Raw genomic sequence first — 23,809 nt, forward strand, 5'->3', positions numbered from 1 at the left:
GGCCTGGGCCGGCCGGCGAGGCCGGGTGGTGGTCGTTGAGAGGGGTCGGGCTGGTGTCGGCGGCCTGGCCGGAGGGGCCGGCGGTCGGGCGGGCGCCGCTCGGGACCAGGTCAGGACGTTCGTCGGCGGGCTCGGCCAGGTCGCGGAGGTGGTCGAGGTCGACGGTGCGGCGGTTGCGGTAGAGGGCCAGGACGATCGCCAGACCGAGGCCGACCTCGGCGGCGGCGACGACGATGACGAAGAGGGTGAGCACCTGACCGCTGTGCAGGCGGTCGCGCAGCCACACGTCGAACGCCACCAGGTTGAGGTTGACGGCGTTGAGCATCAGCTCGACCGACATCAGCACGAGGATCGTGTTGCGTCTGGCGAGCACGCCGTAGACGCCCACGGAGAACAGCAGCGCGGAGACGACCGCCGGGTAGACGATGTGCACTAGTGACCCCCGGTCTGATCGGGCGGCGAGCCGGGAATGTCCGTACGGGACAGCACGATGGCTCCGATCAATGCGGCGAGCAGCAGCACGGACAGCGCCTCGAACGGCAGCACCCAGGTGGCGAAGACGCTGGCGCCTAGTTCCTTCGCCGCCCCCTGGCCCGGTGTGAGCGGGGTGTACGCCGTGCGGAAACCGTCGACCACGACCGTGACCAGGACCGCAGCGGTCGCCACCGCCACCAGGGCGGCCACCGGCCGGTTGCCGCTGTCGAGGTCGGCGGAACGGCCGATCGGGGCACGGGTGAGCATGATGCCGAACAGCATCAGGACCACCACCGCGCCCACGTAGATGAGCACCTGGACCCAGGCCACGAACTCGGCCGTCAGCACCAGGTAGCCGCCCGCGAGCGCGCCGAAGGAGACCACGAGCCACAGGGCCGCATGGACGAGTTGCCGGGTCGTGACGACGAGCAGCGCCGATCCAACCGCTACCGCTCCCAGCAGCAAGAAGACGATCTCTTGCCCGGTGGGTGACAGGTAGGAGGGCACCGCCTCGGTCACGACTCCTCCTCGGACTCCTCTGTGTCGTCAGGGCCGAGCCGCCCCGGCGGTCGGATGGACCTCGGGTCCGCCATCCGGCGCCTGCGAAGGCTCGCGGAAGAAGTCTGCTCGTCCGGCCCGGGCTCCGGAGACGGTTCGCCCGCGCCTGTGGAAAACCCGTTCGAGGGCGGCTCGCCTGTGGATGAAGGCGGCGGGTGCTCGTCCGAGGCCGGGCCGCCCTGATCCCCTGTGGGCGGGCGGTTCGGCTCCTCGCCTGCCGGAGCAGCGGCGTCGTCGTCGTGGACGCGTGGCGCGTCGCCCTCAGCCGCGGGGGGAGCCTCCCCTTCCGTCACGTCTGACGGGCTTGCCGCTGTTGACGGTTTCGGGGTCTTCGTCTCGGACGGGCGAGTGTCTTCCGGTTCCTGGCCCTGTGCAGGGGCGGGAGTTGTGGAGGACGGTTCGGCCGGCTGCGGACCGGGCGGGAGAGCGCCTGGCGGACGGATGCCTCGCACGTTGGACATGGGCCTGCGCGTACGCTCGCGGCGGCCCGCAGCGGACGGCGGCGCGGCGGGACCTTCGCCGGGGGCGGCTTCGGGAGCTTCCGCGGCACCGGTCTTCTCACGTGCCTGTTGTTCCTGGTCGGCGCCGGCGCGCTCTTCGGCGTCTCCGGCCGACGGGCCCGTGTCGGTGCGCCCAGTAGGCGGAGTTGCGCCGGCCCGTCCGGTGTCACCTGCCGCGGCGCCCTCGGCGGCAGGGCCCCCGCCTTCGGGGCGGCGCGCTGCTTCGGTGCCGGGGGTTGCGCTTTCGGCGGAGTCGGGGGTTGCGCTCACGGTGGCGTCGGGGCCGAGCGCCGATGCGGCGCCGGTCCCGGAGTCGGCGCCCGCGTTCGCACCGGCGGCCGCCCCAGGCTCTCCGCTCCCTGGGGGCACGGCTCCCGGCTCGGCGGCGCCCGGCTCGGTCACGACCTCGCCCGGAGCGCCCGTCGCCCGCCTGCCGGCACGCTCGCCCTGCGGGCCGGCACCCGGCCGGGCTGCGCCCGTTCCCTGGGGGGCCGTTGTGGACGCTGCTTCGCCCGGGGCGCGGCGGGCGGTTCCGGCGGGGCCGGGCGCTTCCGGTGCTGCTCCAGGGCGGGTGGTTCCGGTACGGGCCGCGGGACGGCGAGGGGCCGCCCTGAGCTCCTTGGGAGGTTCGGCGCCGGGATCGTGCGCGGGCGGCGGCGGGACGGTCTGGGTCCAGGACGCCAGCTTGTCCTTCTCGTGGAGAAGGTTCCGGATGTCACCCTCGGCGTACTCGAACTCCGGAGACCAGAAGAGGGCGTCGAAGGGGCAGACCTCGATGCAGATGCCGCAGTACATGCAGAGCGCGAAGTCGATGGCGAACCGGTCGAGCACGTTGCGCTGACGGGGACGCCCGCCCTCCGGGGCCGGGATCGTCTCCTTGTGGGAGTCGATGTAGATGCACCAGTCGGGACACTCTCGGGCACAGAGCATGCAAGAGGTGCAATTTTCCTCAACGAGGGCGATAACGCCTCGACTGCGCGGCGGTAGAGCCGGCTTGACCTCGGGATACTGCTGGGTGACGGATTTGCGCAGCATGTGGCGAAGAGTGATGGACAGCCCTTTCGCCAGTCCGACTCCCGGTATCCGCGCCATGGTTCAACATCATGACGTACTTGGCGGCGGAGGTGAATGAGCCAAGACCGTTGTCCCCAGTTTTTCCACAGCCATCCACAGGTTCAGTGGAAGTTATCCACAGGCTGGGTGACTGTCCGATATGAACGACTGCATGGCGATAGTCTCTCGGCCATGCCGTACAGCCATCCGATCCGTCCCAGCAGCGGGGCGTGGGCGGCCGCCATCGGGTGGGCCAGCCTGGCCCTGATCTCGTGCGGGCTGGCGACCCCGTTCACGATCGGGTTCGCGGCATTTTGGCTGCGGAGCACCTGGCAGGCCATCGGGGCCTGCGTCTACCTGGTCCTCATCGGCTCCTTCGTCATCGCCATCATGCTGTACGACGACTTCGACAACATCCCCGAGCCGATGTCCACGTTGATCTCGTTCGGGTTCGTGATCGCCTGGATCGGCGGGATCGCCCATTCGGCCGTCCTGGTGCCGGCGATGGCGCGGGCACGACACCGGCCGCCGGTGCACGCGCAGGCCCCCGTGCACACGCAGGCACCCATGCACGCGCACGCACAGACGCCCGTGCCGCAACACCGGCCCGCCGACCTGCATCAGCGGACCACGGCCCCCACCCATCAGCAGCATCGCGGGCAGCCGGAGTGGATCGGGCACTACCGGGTGCTGCACCAGCTCGGGCGCGGCGGGCAGGGCGCCGTCTACCTGGCCATGGCGCCCAACGGGGCGCGGGTGGCGGTCAAAGTGCTGCACGACCTGGTCGACGAGACGGCGCGCACCCGGTTCGCGCGGGAGGTGGACGCGGCTCGGCGGGTCGCCACGTTCTCCACAGCCCGGGTGCTCGACGTGAACATCAACGGGCAGCACGCGTACATCGTCTCCGAATACGTCGAGGGCCCGTCGCTGGAGCAACTCGTACGGCGCCACGGGCCCCGCGACGAGGACGGCCTGACACGGCTCGCGTTATCCACAGCCGGAGCGCTGGCGGCCATCCACAAGGCCGGGGTGGTGCATCGTGACTTCAAGCCGAGCAACGTCCTGATCGGGCACGACGGGCCGCGGGTGATCGACTTCGGGATCGCACGGGCGCTCGACCGGATGACCATGACGTCCGGGAAGATGGTGGGGACACCGCCGTACATGTCGCCTGAGCAGCTGACCGGGGAGCCTGTGGGGCCCGCGTCCGACGTGTTCAGCTGGGCGGTGACGATGATGTTCGCGGCCACCGGGCGTCCGGCGTTCGGGGAGGACACCGTGCCTGCCGTCTTCAACCGGGTGCTCACGTTCCATCCGGATCTGTCGCCGTTGCCGCCCGCCTTGCGCGGTGTGGTGGGGGCATGCCTGAACAAGCGCCCCGAGGAACGACCGTCGGCGTCGGACGTGATGGTCGCGATCGTCCACTGACCGCCGACCACCTCCACACAGCCCGGCAACCACCGCGCAACCGACCGCAAACGGATGACCACCGCTGACCGATCCCCCACCGGTGGCCGCCGAACGACAGCCCGCCGCTGACGCCACCGAACAACCGCGAACCGATGATCGGCACCGAACCACCAAGGCCAGTGACCACCGCCGGCCAACCGCGGACCGGTGACCGCCACCGAACCACCAAGGGCCAGTGGCCGCCACGGAACCACCGCCCACTGATGATCGCCACCGAACGACCGCGGAGCGGTGATCGCCGCTGAACGACCGCAGAGCGGTGATCGGCACGGAACAACCAAACGCCAGTGGCCGCCACCGAACCACCACCAGCTGACGACTGCCACAACCGACCACGGAGCGGTGATCGCCGCCGAACCCCCAAAGGCCGGTGACCACCACCGAACGACCATCCACCAGTGGCCGCCGAACGACCGCCCACCGGTGGTCGCCGCCGAGCGACAGCGGACCGATGACCACCGCTGAGCGGCCGCCCACCGATGATCGACCGCGGGCGGGCCTTTCCAGTCGGAGCGGAAAGTCCCCAAGCGAATCACCCTGCTCCGAAGCGCCGTACGACGGAAGCGGGTCATCCCCTACCTCAAGGAACAGAAGGCAGGGGATGGAGTGGGGAGCCACCCTCGCAGGATCTCGTACAGGGCGTCGGGATGAGGAAGGGGTCAGGGGAAGGCCTGTGGGGAGTGGGTGGTGAGGGTCAGGTATTCCTCTCGGGAGACCCGGTGCATCGCCAGGCCCAGCCCGTGGCGTTCGGTGAAGCGGTGGAGAGGGGACGGGGGCCAGCGGCCGGGCAGGTGGAGCAGAGGCTTCCCGGCGGGGTCGAGGACGAAGACGCCGCACAGGTCGTCGTGGCGGTACCGGAGGAGGCTGCTACCCGGTTCGACCGGAAGTTCGGTGATGACCCCCGAACGGCGGTACACCGACAACGTCCGGGACGACTTCATCCGCAGGTACGGCCCTCCAGGCGGCCCCACGACAAGGCCGCGCTTCTCCTGCCACCGGTGCACCCCGCCGAGCACAGGCCGCACGACGAGCAGCGCGGGACTGAAGGCCACCATCAACCATTTGACCTCGATCAGTTCCATCAGGACACGTCCGAAGGACGAGAAGCCGCGCCAGGCGCCCCACATTCCGGCGGCCCCCAGAGACACCATCAACGCCAGCCCGGCGATTCCCGCGCACACCCCCAGCGTCGTGTTCCAGCGGACGAAGCGCGGCGCCGGGATTCCGCGGATGCGTTCCCAGCCGGGAGCGCGGGCGGCGAGGATCCGGCGCGCCCGCTTGGAGCTGTCGTCCTTGCCGTCCCGGAGCGGGATGCCGGCCTTGGAGGCGAATTCCCGCAGGTGGGGCAGGTGCCAGTCGCCGGGGAGGTCCAGCAGGACCAGCCCGTCGGGGTCGAGGGCGGCAACCCCTTTCATGAATCGCGACCGCTTCCCGGAGCCGTCGATCGAATAGTCGTAACGGTAGAGCGACGCGGGTGACAGGGTCGTGGAACGGCCCCTGGCGTTGTCGGTGACGGTCAAGGTGCGGCCGTCGGAGGTGAGGCTGACTTTCGGGCAGCGGGCGCCTTTCATCGCACCCGCGACGGGCAGGATTTGCGCGTTCACGAGTCGTACCCCTTCATCCGGGGCCCCCTATGCCGGGTACGACGGATAAGGGCGGCATAAAGTTTCCGCCGGCGCGAAACTCAGATGAGGACCTTCACCACTCCGGTGAGCGCGAGCTGCACGAGGGCCAGCGGCACCAGACCGGCCCAGGCGAGCTTCTGGAGCTGGTCCTCACGCAGCCGCGGATAGGTGACGCGCAGCCAGATCACCACGAACGCCAGCGCGAAGACCTTGATCAGGGTCCAGATCCAGCCGGGCAGGAACGGCCCGTGCCAGCCGCCCAGGAAGAGCACGGTGGTCAGGAAGGACAGGACGACGATCCCGGCGTACTCGGAGAGCATGAACAGGGCGAAACGCATGCCGGTGTACTCGGTCATCGGGCCCATGATGATCTCGGACTCGGCGATCGGCATGTCGAACGGCGGACGGCGCAGCTCGGCCAGCCCCGCCACGAAGAACACCACGCCGCCGATCGCCTGCCAGGGCAGCCACCACCACTGCCACGCCTCGACGATGCCGGGCATCGACAGCGTGCCCGCCGCCATCGCCACGGACGAGGCCGCCAGCACCAGCGGCAGCTCGTACGACATGAGCTGGGCAGCGGCCCGCATGCCGCCGAGCACCGAATACTTGTTGGCCGACGCCCACCCCGCCATGATCGCGCCGAGCACCCCGATGCCCATGACGGCGAGCACGAAGAACAGCCCGAGATCGAGATCGACGGCGACCAGGCCGCGGTCGAGCGGAATGACGATCAGCACGACCAGGTACGGGACCAGCGCCACGCCCGGCGCGATCATGAAGACACGGCGGTCGGCCGCGGCCGGGATGACGTCCTCCTTCTGCATGAACTTCACGCCGTCGGCGATGAGCTGGGCCCAGCCGTGGAAGCCGCCGGCGTACATGGGGCCGAGCCTCGACTGCATGTGGGCCATGACCTTGTGCTCGGTCTGGCCGACGATCAGCGGCAGCACCAGGAACACGACGAGGATGACGACGAAGCTCAGCACCACTTCAAGCATCAGGCGGACCCCAATCGGCCGGTACTCCGGGCGGAAGCGTCTTGCGGCGGCTCGGGGCGCCGTGCCCTGACTCGCCCGGCTCCTTGGCGCCCGGCCACGGCTTGGCCACGCGGGCGGCCAGCACGAAGTCCTTGCGCAGCGGATGGCCCTCGAAGCCGTCGGGCAGGAGCAGCGGCACCAGGTACGGGTGCTCCTCGAAGATCACCCCGAACATCTCGTACGTCTCGCGCTCGTACCAGTTCGCCCCCGGTAGACGCCGACGGCGGACGGCAGGCGCGGGTCGGCGCGAGGAACCCGGGTGCGCAGCAGCAGCCGCTCGCGGGCGTCCGGGTTGTAGACGTGGGCGACGACGACGAAGGCGTCGGGCGGCTCGTCCACGCCGGTCAGCCAGTCGAAGAAGGCGTGGCCGAGGTCGTCGCGTGCGAAGGTCAGCAGCTCGATCCAGTCGGCGGGGGCGACGTCGACCGTGGTCTCGCCGTAGGACTCGCTGATCTCGGCGCGCTCGCCGAAACGGGCGGCGACGGCGGCGTTCACGCCTGGTCCTCGGAGCCGTGGGAGCGGGACCAGACGTAGCGGTCGCTGAGCTTCTCCCCGGCGATCTTCTCCTGGAGCTTCATGATCCCGTAGAGCAGCGCCTCGGGACGGGGCGGGCAGCCGGGCACGTAGACGTCGACGGGGATGATCTGGTCGACGCCGTTGGTCACGCAGTAGGAGTCCCAGTAGGGGCCACCGGTGTTGGAGCAGGCGCCGAAGGAGATCACGTACTTGGGGTCGGGCATCTGCTCGTAGAGGCGCTTCACGGCCGGGGCCATCTTGTCGGTGACCGTGCCGGAGACGATCATCAGGTCGGCCTGGCGGGGGCCGTTGGCGAACGGGATGACCCCGAACCGGATGAAGTCGTGCCTGCTCATGGAGGTCGCGATGAACTCGATGGCGCAGCAGGCCAGCCCGAAGTTGAACACCCACAGCGAATAGCGCCGCCCCCAGTTGAGCACGAACCGCATGGGTTTGGGCGCGAGCCTGGAGACAGGTCCGACGGTGGGCATCGGGAGATCCGTTGCTGCCATGTCGCCCATTCTTGCGCGAATCGCAGGTCAGGCAAAGGAATCATGTCTCTTGGCCGCGCCGAGCTCGGCGGCGAGCCGGTCGAACAGGGGGGCCAGTTCGGCCTCGACGGCCTCGTTCTCGTTGTCGCGCAGCCTGATCAGGGGCCAGTCGTGAGGCAGCGAGCGGACGAACTCCACGCGCAGCGGGAGCAGCGGATGCGAGTCGTCGAGGCGTGCCTGTGTCATGGCCTCGATCCGGCGGCGCCGTTCGAGCTCGGAGTCGGGGACGGCGGCCTGCCGCTCACGCAGGTGCTCCCACACCGAAGGGCCGAGCGCGGACGACATCCAGGCCAGTTCGTTCACGTCGACGTCGCCGGTGGCGACGAGGTCAAGGGTCGTGGCGGCGGCCGCGGAGGAGGCGATGCGGGCGGAGCGCTCGTCGGCGACGTACTCGGCCTGGCGGGCGGAGCGCATGGTGACGACCAGCAAGAGCAGGCCCACCAGCCGGACGACGACCCCGGCCACGCGCATCACGATGAGCAGCACCAGCGCCAGGACGCTGAGCACGCTCTGCGGCACGGCCTCCGCCGCGTACTCCCCGCCCTCGGCCGCGCCGCGCATCGCCCGGTGCACGGCGGCCAGCGCGCCGAGCGCGGTACGGGTGAACCGGTCGTGGCGGCTGTCGCCGTTGCTGGAATGGCTCAGCTCGTGCGCGAGCAGCGCCACCCGCTGCTGGGGTTCGAGCAGCGCCCAGAGGGGGGCGCCGATCGTGAGCACGCGCCTGCCCCTTGGGCCCACCTGTTCGAAGGACGCGTTGAAGACGGGGGTGACGACGACGAGGTCCACCCGGTCCGCCCCGATCTCCGCCCCGATCCTGTCCGTCAGGTCGTACAGGCGCGGCGCGGCGTCTCTGGTGAGCACGAGCGGCCCGCTCGGCACCCGGCCCAGACGCGGCCGCATCAGCCAGGCCACGAACAGCAGGAACGCGCCGAGCAGCACGCCGAGAACGTTCGGCCACATGACGACCGCCCAGCCGGCCGCGGCGAGCGCGCTCACCGCGATCAGGTGGATGAGCCCGGCGAACAGGTACGAAAGCGCCCGCGGGACTTTCCCCTTCGGTACGTCGACGCCTTTCCTGAGCGCGTCGGCGTGCAGTCCGGCCGTCAGGCGGTCGGCGAGGACCGCGCTGATCGAGCGCTTGCCCTGAGGGACGGGCAGATTCCATCCGCAGGACGGACACCAGGCGGGATACCGCTCATCATGCTCGATCGAAACGTCGCAGCGGGGACACGATCTTTGTCTCGGCACGACCGAGGACGGTGACACACGACACATTCAGGGCGCCAGCACGTCCGGGTAACGATCGGCGGCCAGGAGCCGGGCTACGCCCAGGACAGGACGCGTTTGCGCCAGGCGTACAGGATGCCGAGGGCGATGAAGCCGAGGAACACGAACATCTCCACCAGCGTCGTGACCCCGTAGCCGGGCGCGTCGAAGATCGTGGCCCACGGGAAGAGGAAGACGGCGTCGACGGCGAAGACGACGTAGAGGTAGGTGAAGACGTAGTAGCGGACCTGCGACTGCGCCCAGCCGTCGCCGACGGGGTCGACGCCGCATTCGTACGTGGTCAGCTTCTCGGGGGTCGGCCTGGTGGGCCGCAGGAGCCGGTTGGCCATGAGGGCCCCGGCGACGATGGCGACGCCGATCGCGAACAGCACGGCGACCAGCACGTAGGACCCGAAGTAGCCCTCCATGACGTGATCGTAACCCAGTCAAACCTCAGACCCCATAACCCCAAGACGGGGCAAAAGGTAAGATCCCCCACATACCCTGACAGACATGCACCAAACGCGATTCTTTGCTGGAATCGCTCTGCTGGCCCTCTCGGCCGGGGGCTGCGGGCTGGCCGCCGCCGCACCCGAGCGGGACGTGCTGGTCCCGGCAGAGCCGACCGCGATCGACTTCGTCGACCCCGCGACAGTCGTCGGCCTGTCCACCGCGACCATCACGGACGAGGACGACGACCACAGCAGATTCGTGCACATCAGCTACCCCGAACTGGCCGACGCGCCGGGCCTGAACCGCGCGCTGCGCGCGGACGCCGAGCGGCAACTGCGGGACTTCCGGGCCGCCAAGAGCGTCAACGGCGACTACCCGCGTCCCGAGCTGAACGTGGACTGGCAGCTCGCCGCCCGTTCCCCGGAGGCCGTCGCGGTACGGCTGCGCACCGGCGAGTTCCTGGGCGCGAGCTGGGGCAACTCCACCCGTACCTTCTGGTTCGACCCGCGTACCGGCAAGGCGGGCGGGTCCACGGCGCTGCTCGGCGGGCCGCAGGCGCTGGACCGGCTGGCGGTGCTGGTCAAGGAGCAGCTCAAGGGACGCGGGCCGCAGGTCGAGCGGGACGGCGTGCGGGCCGACCCCGGCCAGTTCGACTCCATGGCCTTCAACCGGAGCGGTGACCTGGTGGTCGAGTTCGACGACTGCCAGATCGGGCCGTGCTCGCTCGGCCGGGTGGCCGTGGCCGTCCAGGCGGGACGGGTCGCGCCGCTGCTGTCCGAACTGGGACGCCAGGCGCAGGAGAGCGTACGGGAGGCCGCCCGCAGCGCCCCTCCGGCCGGGCCGAAGACGACGCCGACGGCCAGCCCCGAGGCGTCCAGCAACCGGGCCGGGAGCGTGAACTGCGCCAGGACCAAGTGCGTGGCGCTGACGTTCGACGACGGGCCGGGCCCCCGGACCGGGCGCCTGCTCGACCTGCTGGCCGCCGGCAAGGCGCGGGCCACGTTCTTCACCGTCGGGACGAACGCCGTCGCGCAGCCGGGCCTGCTGCGCAGGATGAGCGCGGAAGGCCACCTGGTCGGCAACCACTCCTGGTCGCACCGTGACCTGTCCAAGCAGGCGACCAGCAAGATCGCCGACTCTTTCCGGCGTACCGACGACGCCGTCCGGGCGGCGATCGGGCAGGAGCCCACGCTGGCCCGCCCGCCCTACGGCGCGATCAGCAAGGACGTGCGCGACGTCGCCCGCGACCTCGGACTGTCGCTGGTCGGCTGGGACGTGAACTCCAGGGACGAGCCCGGCGCGAAGGCGTCGGAGATCGCCGACCGCGTCGTGCGCAAGGCCCATCCGGGCGCGATCATCCTGATGCACGACACCAACCCCGACTCGATCGACGCGATTCCGGGCATCCTGAAAGAACTCAGCGGGAAGGGTTACACCTTCGTGACCGTTCCAGAGTTGTACGGCTCCGCAGCGATGCGCGCCGGACGCCTGTACGAGTCGGGGAACCAGCAGTCGCGCAAGCAGCCCCTGACGTAGCACACGTGTTGGGGGGACGTATCATTGGCGCTCGTGACCCGAACCGTCCTCTTCGCACGCCTGCATGTAGACCTCTGCAGGCTCGCGTCAGGGCTGTGTCGTCGTTCTCCCGCCTCACCCTGACTTCCGACCGCGTTACCCGCTTTCGCGGCTGGCAAACGCGTGACCTTCCGAGGATCTAGCATGGAAACAGAGAACGCGCCCAACGCAACCGCGCCTTGGCGCGTCGAGGAGGACTGAGCTGTGACGAAGCAGGTCCAGCAACTCGACCGCGTGATCATCAGGTTCGCCGGCGACTCCGGCGACGGCATGCAGCTCACCGGCGACCGCTTCACCGCGGGGACGGCGGAGTTCGGCAACGACCTGTCGACGCTGCCCAACTTCCCCGCCGAGATCCGCGCCCCCGCAGGAACCCTGCCCGGCGTGTCGAGCTTCCAGCTCCACTTCGCCGACCACGACATCCTGACGCCCGGCGACGCGCCCAACGTGCTCGTGGCCATGAACCCGGCGGCGCTGAAGGCCAACCTCGGCGACCTGCCGCGCGGCGCCGACATCATCGCCAACACCGACGAGTTCTCCAAGCGCAACCTGCAGAAGGTCGGCTACGCGGCCAACCCGCTGGAGGACGACTCCCTGAGCGAGTGGCGCGTGCACGCGGTGCCGCTGACCTCGCTGACGGTCAAGGCGCTCGAAGGCTTCGAGATCTCGAAGAAGGACGCCGAGCGCGCCAAGAACATGTTCGCCCTCGGCCTGCTCTCGTGGCTCTACCACCGGCCGACCGAGCAGACGATCTCGTTCCTGGAGCAGAAGTTCGCCAAGAAGCCCGACATCGCCAAGGCGAACATCGCGGCCTTCCAGGCGGGCTGGAACTACGGCGAGACGACCGAGTCGTTCTCGGTCTCCTACGAGGTCAAGCCGGCCAGGCTGGCTCCCGGCGTCTATCGCAACATCTCCGGGAACCAGGCCCTGGCCTACGGGCTGATCGCGGCCAGCGTGCAGTCGAAGCTGCCGCTGTTCCTGGGCTCGTACCCGATCACGCCGGCCAGCGACATCCTGCACGAGTTGTCCAAGCACAAGCGGTTCGGCATCCGCACCTTCCAGGCGGAGGACGAGATCGCGGGCGTCGGGGCGGCGCTGGGTGCCGCGTTCGGCGGGGCGCTGGGCGTGACCACCACCTCCGGCCCCGGCGTGGCGCTGAAGGCGGAGACGGTCGGCCTCGCGGTCACCACCGAGCTGCCGTTGATCATCGTTGACGTCCAGCGCGCCGGTCCCAGCACGGGCATGCCGACCAAGACCGAGCAGACCGACCTGCTGATGGCCATGTTCGGCCGCAACGGCGAGTCGCCGGTGCCGATCGTCGCGCCGCTCTCGCCGAGCGACTGCTTCGACGCCGCCGTCGAGGCGGCCCGCATCGCGGTCAAGTACCGCACGCCGGTCATGTTGCTCTCGGACGGCTACCTGGCCAACGGCTCGGAGCCGTGGCGCCTGCCCGAAGTTTCCGACTTGCCCGACATTTCGCAGGAATTCACGACCGAGCCCAACGGTGAGGGCGGCGAGTTCCTGCCGTTCAAGCGTGACACCGAGACGCTGGCCCGCCCCTGGGCCATCCCCGGCACCCCCGGCCTCGAACACCGCATCGGCGGCATCGAGAAGGCCGACGGCACCGGCAACATCTCCTACGACCCGGACAACCACGACCTGATGGTCCGCACCCGGGCCGCCAAGATCGCCGGGATCGACGTGCCCGACCTCGAGGTCGACGACCCCGACGGCGACGCCAAGGTCCTGGTCATCGGCTGGGGCTCGACGTACGGGCCGATCGCGGCGGCTGTGCGGCGCATCAGGCGCGAGGGCGGCAAGGTCGCCCAGGCGCACCTGCGCCACCTCAACCCGCTGCCGGCCAACACCGGCGAGGTGCTCAAGAGCTACGACAAGGTGCTGCTGCCCGAGATCAACCTCGGCCAGCTCGCGCTGCTGCTGCGGGCCCGCTACCTCGTCGACGTGATCAGCTACAACCGCGTGCGCGGGCTCCCGTTCAAGGCCGAGGAGCTGGCCGGAGTCATTCAGGACGTGATCGACAGTGACTGAGCTGGTGAACGGGAAGGGCCTGAGCCTGGTTCCCAAGACGGACGTCAAGCAGGGGCTGAAGGACTTCAAGTCCGACCAGGAGGTGCGCTGGTGCCCGGGTTGCGGTGACTACGCGATCCTGGCCGCCGTGCAGAGCTTCCTGCCCGAGCTGGGGCTGCGGCGCGAGAACATCGTGTTCGTCTCCGGCATCGGCTGCTCCTCGCGCTTCCCGTACTACCTCAACACCTACGGTTTCCACTCGATCCACGGCCGCGCGCCCGCGATCGCGACCGGCCTGGCCGCCTCGCGGCCCGACCTGTCGGTGTGGGTGATCACCGGTGACGGCGACGCGTTGTCGATCGGCGGCAACCACCTGATCCACGCGCTGCGCCGCAACGTCAACCTGAACATCCTGCTGTTCAACAACAGGATCTACGGTCTGACCAAGGGCCAGTACTCGCCCACCTCCGAGGTCGGCAAGATCACCAAGTCGACGCCGATGGGCTCGCTGGACAAGCCGTTCAACCCGATCTCGCTGGCCATCGGCGCCGAGGCGTCGTTCGTGGCCCGCACGATCGACTCCGACCGCAAGCACCTGCAGTCGGTGCTGCGCGAGGCCACGGCCCACCGCGGCACGTCGCTGGTGGAGATCTACCAGAACTGCAACATCTTCAACGACAACGCCTTCGAGCAGCTCAAGGACCCGGCGGTCCGCGACGACATCACGCTGCGCCTGGAGCACGGCGAGCCGATCGTGAGCGCGTCCAAGGCCGTCGTGCGCGGCGCGAACGGCGGCATCGAGGTCGTCGCCAGGGACGGCGTGAGCGAGGAGCAGATCCTCGTGCACGACGCCCACAACCCCGACCCGTCGGTGGCCTTCGCCCTCAGCAGGCTCGACGAGCCGGCCTTCGAGCACGTGCCGATCGGCATCTTCCGCCAGGTCGACCGCCCGGCCTACGACGTGCTCATGGCCGACCAGCTGGAGGAGGCCGTGGCGCAGAAGGGCCCCGGCGACCTGAGCGAGCTGCTCATGGGTGGAGACACCTGGCGCATCGGCTAGTTCGTGTATTAGATGGAGCCGTCGGGCCCGACGGCTCCATCTTCCACGGAGGTCAATCCACGATGTCGCATTGGCCTGAGGCCGTGGTGCTGGTGACGGGTGCGGCCGGGTTCATCGGATCGCACCTGGCCGCGCGTTTACGCGTGCTCGGCGCCCAGGTGCACGCGGTCAGCCGGCGGCCCCAGCGGGCCCGCCACGGGGAGATCTGGCACCAGGCCCGGCTCGACGACGCCGACGACACCGCGCGGCTGTTCCGGTCGGTACGCCCGAACCTGCTGTTCCATCTCGCCGGCGAGGTCACCGGGTCGCGCGGCGACGAGGTCGTCCGGGCCACGCTGGAGAGCAACGTCGTGGGCGCGGTCAACGTGCTGTCGGCCGCGCGCGAGCACGGCGTCCGTACCGTGTTCACCGGCTCGATCGAGGAGCCGCGGCCTGGCAACGACCATGCGCCGCCCTCGTCGGCGTACGCGATGTCCAAGTGGGCCGCCACCGGCTACGCGCGGCTCTACCACCGGCTCTGGGACCTTCCCGTCACCGTGCTGCGTCCCAGCATGGTCTACGGGCCGGCCCAGCCCGACACCACCAAGCTCGTGCCGTACGTGACGCTCTGCCTGCTGCGCGGCGAACGTCCCCGGCTGACCAGGGGCGCCAAGCTCGCCGACTGGATCTACGTGGACGACGTCGTCGACGCGTTCGTGCTGGCGGGCGAGTCCGACAAGGCGGTCGGCCACACGCTCGACGTCGGCACCGGCGTACGGACCGCCGCCCACGAGGTCGTCGAGCGGCTCTACCGCATCACGGGCACGGGCACGCGGCCCGAGTTCGGCGCCGCGCCCGACCGCCCGCACGACATCACGCAGGTCGCCGACATCGTCCCGGCGGCGGACCGGCTCGGCTGGCGCCCTGCCACGGAATTGGACGAGGGGTTGCGCCGGACAGTCAATTGGTATGCATCCCAAGAATGTCACGAAGAAACGCGCTCTTAGCCGGGCAGGCGAAATTCTGCGAGCATAGGGCTACTTATTCCGGCCGGAGGAGTTGCCTTTATGAGCCGCCTGAACGCCCTGCGCAGTCGTTTCGTGGACGCTCCCGACTCGCTGGGGGCCAAGGCGCGGGCACGCAGGTGGCAGTGGTTCGCCGCCCGCTTCCCCGACCTCGACCGGATGAGCGTCCTCGACCTCGGCGGCACGGCCGGGGCCTGGATGCGCGCCCCGGTCAGGCCCGCGCACGTGCACATCGTCAACCTCGAACAGCCGCCCGCCGACCTGCCGTCGTGGCTGCGGGCCGACGTCGCCGACGCCTGCGACCTGCCGCCCGCGATCCGCGGCACCCGCTACGACCTGGTCTTCTCCAACGCCGTCATCGAGCACGTCGGCGGCCACCAGCGCCGCCAGCGCTTCGCCGACACCGTGCACGAGATGGCCGATCGCCACTGGGTGCAGACGCCCTACCGGTACTTCCCGGTCGAGCCGCACTTCCTGTTCCCCGGCTTCCAGTTCCTGCCGCTCGCCGCGCGGACGACGATCCTGCGCCGCTGGCCGCTCGTCCACACGCCGACCTCCGACCGGGACGCCGCCCGGATGATCGCCATGGAGGTCGAGCTGCTGAGCGTGACCGAGATGCGGCACTACTTCCCTAAGTCGCGGCTGCGTTTCGAGCGGCTGGCCGGGCTGGTGAAGTCGGTCATCGCGGTCCGCAGCTAGCGTCAGGAGCGCGGTCCGCGGCCGGCCTGCCCCGGCTCGCCGGGGTCAGTCCGCGCCCATGATGCTCGCGCCGCCGCCCTCCCAGGAGTTGCCCTTCCAGACGTTGCCCGGCCCGTTCGCGTCCCAGTACGACACCGGGCCGGCGTAGCCGCCCTTGGGCCAGACCTTGCGGCTGAAGACGTTGTCGATCACCTTGATGTTGGACGACAGGCCCTTCCGGCCGGCGCCCGCGTACAGCGACCAGCCGCCGCCGGCCAGGAAGTTGCCCTGGACGGTGACGTTCCTGGTGACGCCGAAGTCCTGGAAGAGGGCGATGGCGCCGGTCTGGTCGAGCGTGTTGATCACCGTGTTGTGCCTGATGACCAGCTCGGTGCCGGGAGCGGCGGTGCCGGTGGACATGATCATGTCGGTGTGGTCGCCGGAGTAGTACTTCGGGTCGTGCACGTAGGAGTCCTCGACCAGCCCCTGGTCGGTGAGGATGCCGTTGGAGATCGTGTGGATGTCCACGCGGCGGATGGTGATCATCTTGCCCTGGTTGAGTATGCCGAACTGGGTGCGCACCTTGCCGTTGCCGAAGATCTCGCTGTCCTCGACCTTCAGGCCGGAGAAGCCCTCGCGCTGCAGGATGCCCCAGTAGTCGCTCTGGCCGCGGACGCGGGTGTTGCGGATGGTCACGTTGTCGGCCTCGACGGTGATGTCACCGGTGACGTCCCAGCCGTCGATGACCTTGCCGTCCTCCTTGATGACGATCGAGCCGGTCTTCTTGACCAGGTCGGTGCCGTCGGGGACGCCGGTGTTGCCCGCGCCGGGCCAGCCACCGCTGGGGGGCGGGGTGGCGGTGGGGGTCTTGGTGGGGGTCTGGGTGGGGGTCTGGGTCGGCGTCTGGGTCGGCGTCTGGGTCGGCGTCTGGGGCGGGGTCCTGGTGGGCGTGGGGGTCGCCGTACGGGTCGCCGTCGGGGTGCCGCCGGTGGGCGTCGCCGTCGGGGTGCGGGTGGCCGTGGGGGTCACGGTCGGGGTGCGGGTGGCCGTGACGGTCGGCGTGGCGGGAGGGCTCACCGTGGGCGTCACCGTGGGCGTCGCCGTGGGCGTCCTCGTGGGCGTCGCCGTGGGTGTCTTCGTGGGTGTCCCGGGTGGGGTGCCGGGCAGGGTGCCAGTCGGCGTCGGGCGGTGCGTCGGCCGGTGGGTGGGACGGCGCGTCGGGCGCGCGGTCGGCTTCCTCGTGGGCCGCCTGGGCCACCACCAAGGCTCCTGGCTCCGGGTCCTGGTGGGCCGGGGCTTGTGGGTGGTGGGACGCGGCCGGGCTCGCCGGCCGGCGGCGGCCTGCGGCGAGGCCGCGCTGCTCGCCCCGCTCGCGTCCGTCAGGACGGCCCGGGGCTCCAGTACGTCGGAGACGACGAGGCCGTACCCGCCGGCCAGCACCGCCACCACGGAGACCCCGGCCAGGGATAACCAGCCGGTACGTCTCTTCCCTCTTCGATGCCGCGACACAGGCGACTCCTTCCGATCGTGGCCGAGTCCGAGTCCCCCAAGGGGAGAGAGTAGCCATGCCGAAAGAAGAAGTGGTGCCTTTTACCGAAATAAACTCGTTATCCTCCAAATTCACAACAAGCTCATGTTTCTCATCTATCACGGCAAATCCGACAAAGAGGCGTCATCCCGGCTGTACCGTGCCGCCGTTTTCCCAGGTGTTCCCGTGCCACCTGTTTCCGGGCCCGTCTTTATCCCAATATGAAACCGGCCCCGCCGCTCCGCCCTTGGGCCAGACGCGGCGGCTGAAGACGTTCCCGATCACCTTGATGTTGGACGACTTCCCCTTCACCCCGGCCCCGGCGTACAGCGACCAGCCGCCGCCGGCCAGCAGGTTGCCCTCGACCGTCACGTCCTTGACCACGCCGAAGTCCTGGAAGAGGGCGATGGCGCCGGTCTGGTCGAGGGTGTTGATCACCGTGTTGCGCCGGATGACCAGCTCGGTGCCGGGAGCGGGCGGCCCGGTGGACATGATCATGTCGGTGTGGTCGCCGGAGTAGTACTTCGGGTCGTGCACGTAGGAGTCCTCGACCAGGCCCTGCTGGGTCAGGATGCCGTTGGAGATCGTGTGGATGTCCACGCGGCGGATGGTGATCAGCTTGCCCTGGTTGAGAATGCCGAACTGGGTGCGCGCCTTGCCGTTGCCGAAGATCTCGGTGTCCTCGACCGTCAGGCCGGTGCGTCCCTCGCGCTGGAGGATGCCCCACCAGCCCTTCGTGCCGCGCACCCGCGTGTTGCGGATGACCACGTCGTCGGCCTCGACCGTGATGTAGCCGGTCACCTCGACGCCGTCGATGACCGTGCCGTCCTTGGTCACCCGGATCGACCCCGACTCGCGCAGCGCCACCCCCTCGGGCACGCCGGTGTTGTGCGCGCCCGGCCAGCCCCGCTCGGCCGGCTTCGACGGCGGAGGTGTGCCCGGCCTGGACGTGGCCACGGCCGGCGACCGGGTGACCTCGGGCCCGCCGGGGGACCCGGTGCAGCCGCTGAGCAGCACGACCAGGACCGCGAGGAGGCACCAGCCTCCTCGGACGTACGACCTCACTCGCCCTTGGTCCTCCGGCCGCCGACGAGGTCGGCCAGCGCGGGCGGCGTCCAGCGTTTGGCGACCTGGCGCAGGTTGCTCTTCCACGCCTCGCCCGGCCGCTGCTTGAACAGCGTGGTGTGGTCGTCGGTGACCTCGTCGTCGGGTCTGCCGTTGGAGTAGTAGTAGAGCGCCATCGAGCGGCGGGCCCGGTCCTCCGGGCAGGTGAGCGGGTCGGGGTGGCCGTGGTTGGCGTCGTCGGTCGTGGCGAACAGCACGAACCGGTTGAAGACCGGGAGGATCTTGCCCTCGCACTCGGTCATGTCCTGGTTCCACAGCTGCAGGTGCCCGCCGTAGCTCTCCTCCCAGTCCTTGTTGAGGTAGAGCAGGCCGTTGAGCCGGCGGTCGAGGTTGAGCCGGCGGCTGCGGTTGAAGTCGGCGTGCACCTTCAGGAAGCCGCCGGGCCGGATCTGGTGCAGGCCGCCGCCCTCGAAGTGCGGGTCGGAGACCAGTTGCGTGATGCCGGTCAGCCGCTCCAGGAACTCGACGAACACGCCGCTGTTGAACTCGGCCAGCAGGCGCCGGGTGGCCGGCCCCATGCGTTCGGTGTCGGCCAGCGCCAGCTTCACCTCGCGCGCGCTGTCGAACCGCTGCCAGGTGGCGTCGCGCGGCTCGGGGAACTCGTCGAGGACGGGCTCCAGCACCTCGGGCGGCAGGAAGTCGTCGATGACCACGTGACGGAACGGCGAGGCGGTACGGAACTGCTCGGAGTACTTGTCCGCCAGCGGGAACAGCTCGTCCCGGCGGAAGGTGAAAGCCTGCAGATCCTGCATGGAATGTGTCTCCGTCTCCTACGACACCCGGCCCCTACCTCCTCATCGCCTCATCAGTGCCTTCTGTTACCTGTAACGATCCATTCCCGGCCGCCGATGGCGACATGTGACGCCCGGCCCTCCCCGAGTCGCGATCGTGATCGTGACCTACAACAGCGCGCCGGTCCTCGGCGGTTGCCTGGCCTCCCTGCCCGAGGGCGCGAAGGGAGTCCGGCTCACCGACGTCGTCGTGGCCGACAACGCCTCCAAGGACGACTCTCTCGGCATCGCCGAACAGGCCGCCGGCCTGCCCGTACGGCCTCTTCAGGTGGGCCGGAACGCGGGTTACGCCGCGGCGATCAACGCCGGGGTCGCCTCGCTCGACCTGGACGGCCTCGACGCGGTGCTCGTCCTGAACCCGGACTGCCGCCTGCGCCCCGGCGCGCTGGCCGTGCTGGCCGCGGTCCTCGACCGGCCGGGCACCGGCATCGCGGTCCCCGGCTGGTCAGCACCGAGGGGGTGCTGCACCACTCGCTGCGCCGCACGCCCGCCGTCCGCCGCGCGCTGGCCGAGTCGCTGGTCGGCGGCCGGCTGGCGGGCCGGATCGGCACGCTGGGCGAGATGATCGTCGATCCGGCCCGATACGAACGTCCCGGGCCGGCCGACTGGGCCACCGGCGCCGCCATGCTCGTCTCGGCCACGGCGCTGGCCCGGCTCGGCCCCTGGGACGAGTCCTTCCTGCTCTACAGCGAGGAGACCGAGTACGCGCTGCGCGCCGCGGACGCCGGCTGGACCCTCTGGTACGAGCCCGCCGCGGTGGTCGAGCACATCGGCGGCGAGGCCAAGACCAGCCCGATGCTGGCCGCGCTGCTCACCGTCAACCGCGTCCGGCTGTTCCGGCGGCGCCGGGGCCGGGTCGCGACCGCGGGCTTCTACCTGGCCGTGCTGCTCGGCGAGGCGATGCGGGCGGCGGCCGGGCGGCGTACGGCCAGGGCCTCGGTCGTGGCGCTGCTCAGGCCGTCCCGCCGGCTGCGGGCCCTGCCGGGCTGAGCCGCGGGCCCTTCCACAGGAGAGGAACACCATGAGAGTCGAGCGACTGGGGCTCGAAGGCGCGCTGCTGTTCGTGCCGACGCCGAGCCACGACGACCGCGGCCTGTTCACCAGGACCTTCGACGCCGCGATCGCCGCCGAGCACGGGCTGGACCATGCGGCGTTCGTCCAGGACAGCCAGTCGCGCTCGCGGCTCGGCACGGTCAGGGGCATGCACGGCCGGTCGGGGCGCGGCGAGGCCAAGCTGGTGCGCGCCGCCCGCGGCGCGGTGCTGGACGTCCTGGTGGACGCGCGGCCGGGGTCGCCGACGTTCGGCTCGCACGTCGCCGTCCGGCTCGACGACGTGACCTTCGCCAACCTGTACGTGCCGCCGGGCGTGCTGCACGGCTACCAGGCGCTGACCGAGCAGGCCGACGTCTGCTACCGCATCGACAGGGAGCACGACCCGGCCGAGGACCTGGCCGTCCGCTACGACGACCCCGACCTCGCACTGCCGTGGCCGTTGCCGGTGACCGCGATCAGCGAGCGCGACAGGTCGGCGGGCTCGTGGAAGGAGCTCAGGACCATCCTGGCCTCCTGATCGCGGCGTTCGAACCGCATCAGCGCCCCGGCCGCGCCGACGAGCAGGAACAGCACGCTGGTGATGCCGGGGAAGGACAGCAGGTCGAAGGTGGCCGCGCCGAGCAGCGGGATCACCAGGCAGGCGGCGATGGTCAGGCCGAGGTTGCGCACGTTCGGGTCGGTGCTCATGCGGCGCACCCGCAGGGCGACGACGATCCCGCACACGATCACGCCGACGAACCCCAGCACGCCGACCACCCCGGTCTCCACCAGGGACAGCAGGTACTGGTTGTCGAACACCTGGTGCTTGAAGGGGTACCAGGTGCCGAGGCCGCGGCCGAAGACCGGGCTCTTGGCGAACTCCCGCATCGCGAAGGGATAGTCGTGGGTGCGGTAGATGACGCTGCTGTCCTCGCCCGCGCCGGCGAACAGGTTGTAGAACGTGCCGATCAGGCCCGGCGCCAGCACCTTCATGAAGCCCAGGAACACCACGAACGCGCCGATGGTGACGATCCGCCGCCGGTTGGACCAGCCGAGCAGCAGGATCAGCCCGGCCCCGGCCAGGCCGAGCACGGCCGTCCTGGAGACCGAGAACATCAGGCCGGCCGCGATGACGCCCGCGCAGATCCACCAGCGGGTCGCGGCCTGGCCCCGGCTGCGCGCCTGGAAGCCGAGGTGGGCGGCCAGCGGCAGCAGCATCGCCGACAGCGCGCCGAACTCGATCGGGTGGCCGAGCGTGCCGGCGACCCTGCGCAGGTCGGACCGGGAGATCACGGTCGGCACCTCCTCGACCGAGGAGTGGCGCAGGCCGGGGACGCGCATGTACTCGGTGAGGTCGAAGTCCAGCCGGAACTGCAGCAACGCGACGATCGCGGCGAACGTGCCGCCGATGACGACCGCCTTGAGCACGAAGTCGAGGCGCTCGCGGTTGCCGATCCCGTCGCACATGACCAGCAGCAGGCTCGCGTACCCCAGGTAGAGCACCAGCGTGTGGTCGGCCAGGTTGAGCTCGTCGGAGGGCAGGTAGCGGTAGGTCGTGTAGCCGTAGACGGCCAGCAGGAGCATGCCGTAGACGAAGATCGAGGTGCGGACGGGGTTGCCGCCCTTGGCGACGCCGGTCGTGCCGACCATCTGGGCGCACACCCACACCAGGCCCAGGAACAGGGCCATGATCTCGGCCGGGGTGAGCGAGAGCGGCAGCCCGGCGACCGCCGGGCGGGCCGGCAGGATCAGCAGGAACAGCACGAACAGGCAGGCCAGGGTGGCGCCGTCGGCGCGCCGCGGCAGGGTGGTCACGGTCATCCTTCGTGTCCCGCCGGCGTCCTGGCGCCGTTGGCGAGCGCGGGCTCGAACCGCACGGAACCGCCCGCGGCCCCCGGCGTGACCGGCGGTGCCGGGCGAAGCTCTCGACGGCGAAGGCGGCGAACAGGCTCATGAAGAACGCCAGCGCGCCGGTGATGACGGCGCTGCGCATGCGGCTGCCCTTCTTCTCGTCGGGCGCGGTCGGCGGCACCACGACCGTGGCGGTCACGTACGTGGTGGGCGGCGCCTTGACCTGCTGCTGCCGGGCCCGCAGCTCCTTCTGGGCCAGTGCGGTGACCTTCACGACGATGCCGTGGGCCAGTTCGGCGCTCGGCGCCTCACAGACGATCACGATGAACGGCGTCGCGGGCATCAGCTCGGGGTTGGTGCCACCGCTGGTGATCTTGAGCGTGACGTCGCCGCCGATGGGCGCGCCGAGCGCGGCGGCCGTCTGGGGCGTGTTGAGCGCCTGGATGAGGATCGAGGAGGTCATGCTGAGCCCCTGGTCGAAGGAGACCAGGGGGTTGGTGCGCGGGTTGGGGAACTTGGGGTCGCTCGGCACGCTGCCGCCGGTCACCGGCAGGGTCAGGACGAGCGCCGAGCTGGAGATGAAGGTCTTGGGCGCGACGGCGAAGACGCCGAGGGCCGTCACGACCGTGAGCAGGAACGCGGGGACCGTCACGTACCAGCGCTTGAACAGGATCTTCGCCGTCGCCCAGAAGTCCATGGCGGGCCCTCACTTCTCGCCGTCGTCCTGGTTCGCCTTCCTCGGCCCCGGGACGGGCGACAGCGGGCCGGCCCGGTAGGCGGGGAACTCCATGGTGGCCGAGCTGTCCTCGTCGAGGACCGGGAGCTCGGCGGGCTCGCTCGCCTGGGCCTCGACCGGCTCGGGCACCGCGACCGGAACCGGGATCGGAACGGGGGCGGGGGCGGGGGCGCGGCCGGGGCGGCGAGCTCGGGCCGGCGGCGCTGCCGGGGCTCACGCCGGACCACCACGCCGTAGGCGATGCCGAGGCCCAGGAACAGGGTGAGCAGCGCGCCGCCGATCGCCCCCTGCCAGTTCACGCTGTGGTCGGCCTCAGGCTGGGACGGCGGCACGATGTCGGTGGAGGTGATGAAGGTGTTCGGCGGCGCGCCGAGCGTCTTCTGCCACTTGAACAGCTCGGTCGCCACGCGCTCGCGGGCCGCCATGAGCACGGTCGTGGCCTGCCGCGGGGACTCGCTGTCCACCCTGATGTAGATGTAGGGCCCGTTGATGTCCAGGACGTTGGGGTTGGTGCGCCCGTCGTCGATGGTGATCTCGGTCGGGCCGTCCTTGGGGGCGCCGAGCTCGGTCCAGACGTCCTGGGTGTTCATCGCGAGGATGACGATGCTGGCCCCGGTCTTGAGGGCGTCGTTGAAGGAGAGGAAGGGGTTGGTCAGCCCTTGCTTGGTCTTGTCGCTGTTGACCGTGCCGCCGTTCACCGGGGTCGCGAGGACGAGGGAGACGTCGGTCGTGTAGTGGGCCGGAAGGACGACGTACACCACGCCGCCCACCAGGATCGACAGGAGAATCAGCGGCGGGCCTATCAGAATTCGTCGGAGAAGACCAAGAATCGCCTTCCAGAACTCCATTTTGGTACGTTCCCCCGCATCAGCGAACTTGCCCTATAGCGGACCAT

At 70.1% G+C, this 23,809-nt stretch carries 22 protein-coding genes and 2 pseudogenes; 10 read left to right on the plus strand and 14 right to left on the minus strand.

All coding sequences use genetic code 11. The annotated features are described in order from the left end of the window. Nucleotides 1-151: 151 nt before the first annotated feature. The 3 genes and pseudogenes from nuoK to ACNF49_RS02000 all read right to left on the minus strand — a co-directional run. Nucleotides 152-433, minus strand: a pseudogene (gene nuoK, locus ACNF49_RS01990) (NADH-quinone oxidoreductase subunit NuoK); the annotation flags it as partial. Continuing rightward, complete coding sequence (locus ACNF49_RS01995; protein ID WP_357966547.1) at nucleotides 433-993, minus strand: NADH-quinone oxidoreductase subunit J family protein; 561 nt, start codon at nucleotides 991-993, stop codon at nucleotides 433-435. The gene ACNF49_RS01995 and the pseudogene nuoK, both read right to left, overlap by 1 nt. Next, on the minus strand, nucleotides 990-2,624 hold the full coding sequence (locus tag ACNF49_RS02000; RefSeq protein ID WP_482942628.1) for a 4Fe-4S binding protein: 1,635 nt from the start codon (nucleotides 2,622-2,624) through the stop codon (nucleotides 990-992). Before ACNF49_RS02000 ends, ACNF49_RS01995 begins: the two co-directional genes overlap by 4 nt. Before the next feature lie 153 nt (nucleotides 2,625-2,777). Here ACNF49_RS02000 and ACNF49_RS02005 point away from each other — a divergent pair, with 153 nt between their 5' ends. After that, nucleotides 2,778-4,013: a serine/threonine-protein kinase gene (locus tag ACNF49_RS02005; RefSeq protein ID WP_357966542.1), complete on the plus strand. Its 1,236-nt coding sequence runs from the start codon at nucleotides 2,778-2,780 to the stop codon at nucleotides 4,011-4,013. A gap of 701 nt (nucleotides 4,014-4,714) precedes the next feature. Here ACNF49_RS02005 and ACNF49_RS02010 read toward each other — a convergent pair. The 6 genes and pseudogenes from ACNF49_RS02010 to ACNF49_RS02035 form a co-directional block, all read right to left on the minus strand. Beyond that, nucleotides 4,715-5,659 (minus strand): hypothetical protein, encoded by a 945-nt coding sequence (locus ACNF49_RS02010; protein WP_482942629.1) that lies wholly within the window; start codon nucleotides 5,657-5,659, stop codon nucleotides 4,715-4,717. Between the two features lie 80 nt (nucleotides 5,660-5,739). Continuing rightward, entirely contained in the window at nucleotides 5,740-6,681 is a 942-nt protein-coding gene (nuoH, locus tag ACNF49_RS02015) for an NADH-quinone oxidoreductase subunit NuoH (protein ID WP_357966538.1), read from the minus strand. Beyond that, nucleotides 6,674-7,215: pseudogene (locus ACNF49_RS02020) on the minus strand (NADH-quinone oxidoreductase subunit C). The gene nuoH and the pseudogene ACNF49_RS02020 overlap by 8 nt, the downstream one beginning before the upstream one ends. After that, complete coding sequence (locus ACNF49_RS02025; RefSeq protein WP_449912128.1) at nucleotides 7,212-7,748, minus strand: NADH-quinone oxidoreductase subunit B; 537 nt, start codon at nucleotides 7,746-7,748, stop codon at nucleotides 7,212-7,214. The pseudogene ACNF49_RS02020 and the gene ACNF49_RS02025 overlap by 4 nt, the downstream one beginning before the upstream one ends. A 27-nt stretch (nucleotides 7,749-7,775) precedes the next feature. After that, a complete protein-coding gene (locus ACNF49_RS02030) occupies nucleotides 7,776-9,035 on the minus strand; it encodes a M48 family metallopeptidase (protein WP_482942630.1) in 1,260 nt (419 codons plus the stop codon). A 74-nt stretch (nucleotides 9,036-9,109) separates the two neighbouring features. Then, nucleotides 9,110-9,481, minus strand: a complete 372-nt coding sequence (locus ACNF49_RS02035; protein ID WP_482942631.1) for an NADH-quinone oxidoreductase subunit A — start codon at nucleotides 9,479-9,481, stop codon at nucleotides 9,110-9,112. A gap of 85 nt (nucleotides 9,482-9,566) precedes the next feature. On the opposite strand from ACNF49_RS02035, the gene ACNF49_RS02040 reads away from it, so the two are divergent. From ACNF49_RS02040 to ACNF49_RS02065, 6 genes are all read left to right on the plus strand, one after another. Next, nucleotides 9,567-11,042 carry a polysaccharide deacetylase family protein gene (locus ACNF49_RS02040; RefSeq protein ID WP_482942632.1) on the plus strand — a complete coding sequence of 492 codons (1,476 nt, stop codon included), beginning with the start codon at nucleotides 9,567-9,569 and terminating at the stop codon, nucleotides 11,040-11,042. Between the two features lie 33 nt (nucleotides 11,043-11,075). After that, on the plus strand, nucleotides 11,076-11,165 hold the full coding sequence (locus ACNF49_RS02045; RefSeq protein ID WP_352322479.1) for a putative leader peptide: 90 nt from the start codon (nucleotides 11,076-11,078) through the stop codon (nucleotides 11,163-11,165). A 120-nt stretch (nucleotides 11,166-11,285) separates the two neighbouring features. Beyond that, nucleotides 11,286-13,130 carry a 2-oxoacid:acceptor oxidoreductase subunit alpha gene (locus ACNF49_RS02050; protein ID WP_357966526.1) on the plus strand — a complete coding sequence of 615 codons (1,845 nt, stop codon included), beginning with the start codon at nucleotides 11,286-11,288 and terminating at the stop codon, nucleotides 13,128-13,130. Further along, nucleotides 13,123-14,169, plus strand: coding sequence for a 2-oxoacid:ferredoxin oxidoreductase subunit beta (locus ACNF49_RS02055; RefSeq protein ID WP_357966524.1), 1,047 nt, complete (start codon nucleotides 13,123-13,125; stop codon nucleotides 14,167-14,169). Before ACNF49_RS02050 ends, ACNF49_RS02055 begins: the two co-directional genes overlap by 8 nt. Before the next feature lie 62 nt (nucleotides 14,170-14,231). After that, nucleotides 14,232-15,155: an NAD-dependent epimerase/dehydratase family protein gene (locus tag ACNF49_RS02060; RefSeq protein ID WP_482942633.1), complete on the plus strand. Its 924-nt coding sequence runs from the start codon at nucleotides 14,232-14,234 to the stop codon at nucleotides 15,153-15,155. Nucleotides 15,156-15,215: 60 nt separating this feature from the next. Continuing rightward, nucleotides 15,216-15,872 carry a class I SAM-dependent methyltransferase gene (locus ACNF49_RS02065; protein ID WP_357966519.1) on the plus strand — a complete coding sequence of 219 codons (657 nt, stop codon included), beginning with the start codon at nucleotides 15,216-15,218 and terminating at the stop codon, nucleotides 15,870-15,872. Nucleotides 15,873-15,917: 45 nt separating this feature from the next. Here ACNF49_RS02065 and ACNF49_RS02070 read toward each other — a convergent pair whose 3' ends face one another. From ACNF49_RS02070 to ACNF49_RS02080, 3 genes are all read right to left on the minus strand, one after another. Next, on the minus strand, nucleotides 15,918-17,360 hold the full coding sequence (locus tag ACNF49_RS02070; RefSeq protein WP_482942634.1) for a right-handed parallel beta-helix repeat-containing protein: 1,443 nt from the start codon (nucleotides 17,358-17,360) through the stop codon (nucleotides 15,918-15,920). A gap of 163 nt (nucleotides 17,361-17,523) precedes the next feature. Further along, nucleotides 17,524-18,444, minus strand: a complete 921-nt coding sequence (locus ACNF49_RS02075) for a right-handed parallel beta-helix repeat-containing protein (protein WP_498701855.1) — start codon at nucleotides 18,442-18,444, stop codon at nucleotides 17,524-17,526. Continuing rightward, a complete protein-coding gene (locus ACNF49_RS02080; RefSeq protein ID WP_357966512.1) occupies nucleotides 18,441-19,256 on the minus strand; it encodes a 2OG-Fe(II) oxygenase in 816 nt (271 codons plus the stop codon). The genes ACNF49_RS02075 and ACNF49_RS02080 overlap by 4 nt, the downstream gene beginning before the upstream one ends. A 136-nt stretch (nucleotides 19,257-19,392) precedes the next feature. On the opposite strand from ACNF49_RS02080, the gene ACNF49_RS02085 reads away from it, so the two are divergent. Genes ACNF49_RS02085 through ACNF49_RS02095 form a run of 3 tightly spaced genes read left to right on the plus strand, consistent with a single transcriptional unit; the run spans nucleotide 19,393 to nucleotide 20,865 of the window. Beyond that, nucleotides 19,393-19,860, plus strand: coding sequence for a glycosyltransferase family 2 protein (locus tag ACNF49_RS02085; RefSeq protein ID WP_498701857.1), 468 nt, complete (start codon nucleotides 19,393-19,395; stop codon nucleotides 19,858-19,860). Continuing rightward, nucleotides 19,755-20,285, plus strand: coding sequence for a glycosyltransferase family 2 protein (locus ACNF49_RS02090; RefSeq protein WP_482942637.1), 531 nt, complete (start codon nucleotides 19,755-19,757; stop codon nucleotides 20,283-20,285). The genes ACNF49_RS02085 and ACNF49_RS02090 overlap by 106 nt, the downstream gene beginning before the upstream one ends. Nucleotides 20,286-20,316: 31 nt before the next feature. Beyond that, nucleotides 20,317-20,865 (plus strand): dTDP-4-dehydrorhamnose 3,5-epimerase family protein, encoded by a 549-nt coding sequence (locus ACNF49_RS02095; RefSeq protein ID WP_482942638.1) that lies wholly within the window; start codon nucleotides 20,317-20,319, stop codon nucleotides 20,863-20,865. Here the strand turns inward: ACNF49_RS02095 and ACNF49_RS02100 are convergent. Both ACNF49_RS02100 and ACNF49_RS02105 read right to left on the minus strand, forming a co-directional pair. Further along, nucleotides 20,754-22,142, minus strand: coding sequence for an O-antigen ligase family protein (locus tag ACNF49_RS02100; protein ID WP_482942639.1), 1,389 nt, complete (start codon nucleotides 22,140-22,142; stop codon nucleotides 20,754-20,756). The genes ACNF49_RS02095 and ACNF49_RS02100 overlap by 112 nt on opposite strands. A 684-nt stretch (nucleotides 22,143-22,826) precedes the next feature. Further along, complete coding sequence (locus tag ACNF49_RS02105; protein ID WP_482942640.1) at nucleotides 22,827-23,762, minus strand: hypothetical protein; 936 nt, start codon at nucleotides 23,760-23,762, stop codon at nucleotides 22,827-22,829. Between the last annotated feature and the right edge of the window lie 47 nt (nucleotides 23,763-23,809).

The organism is Actinomadura sp. ATCC 39365, assembly GCF_054392275.1.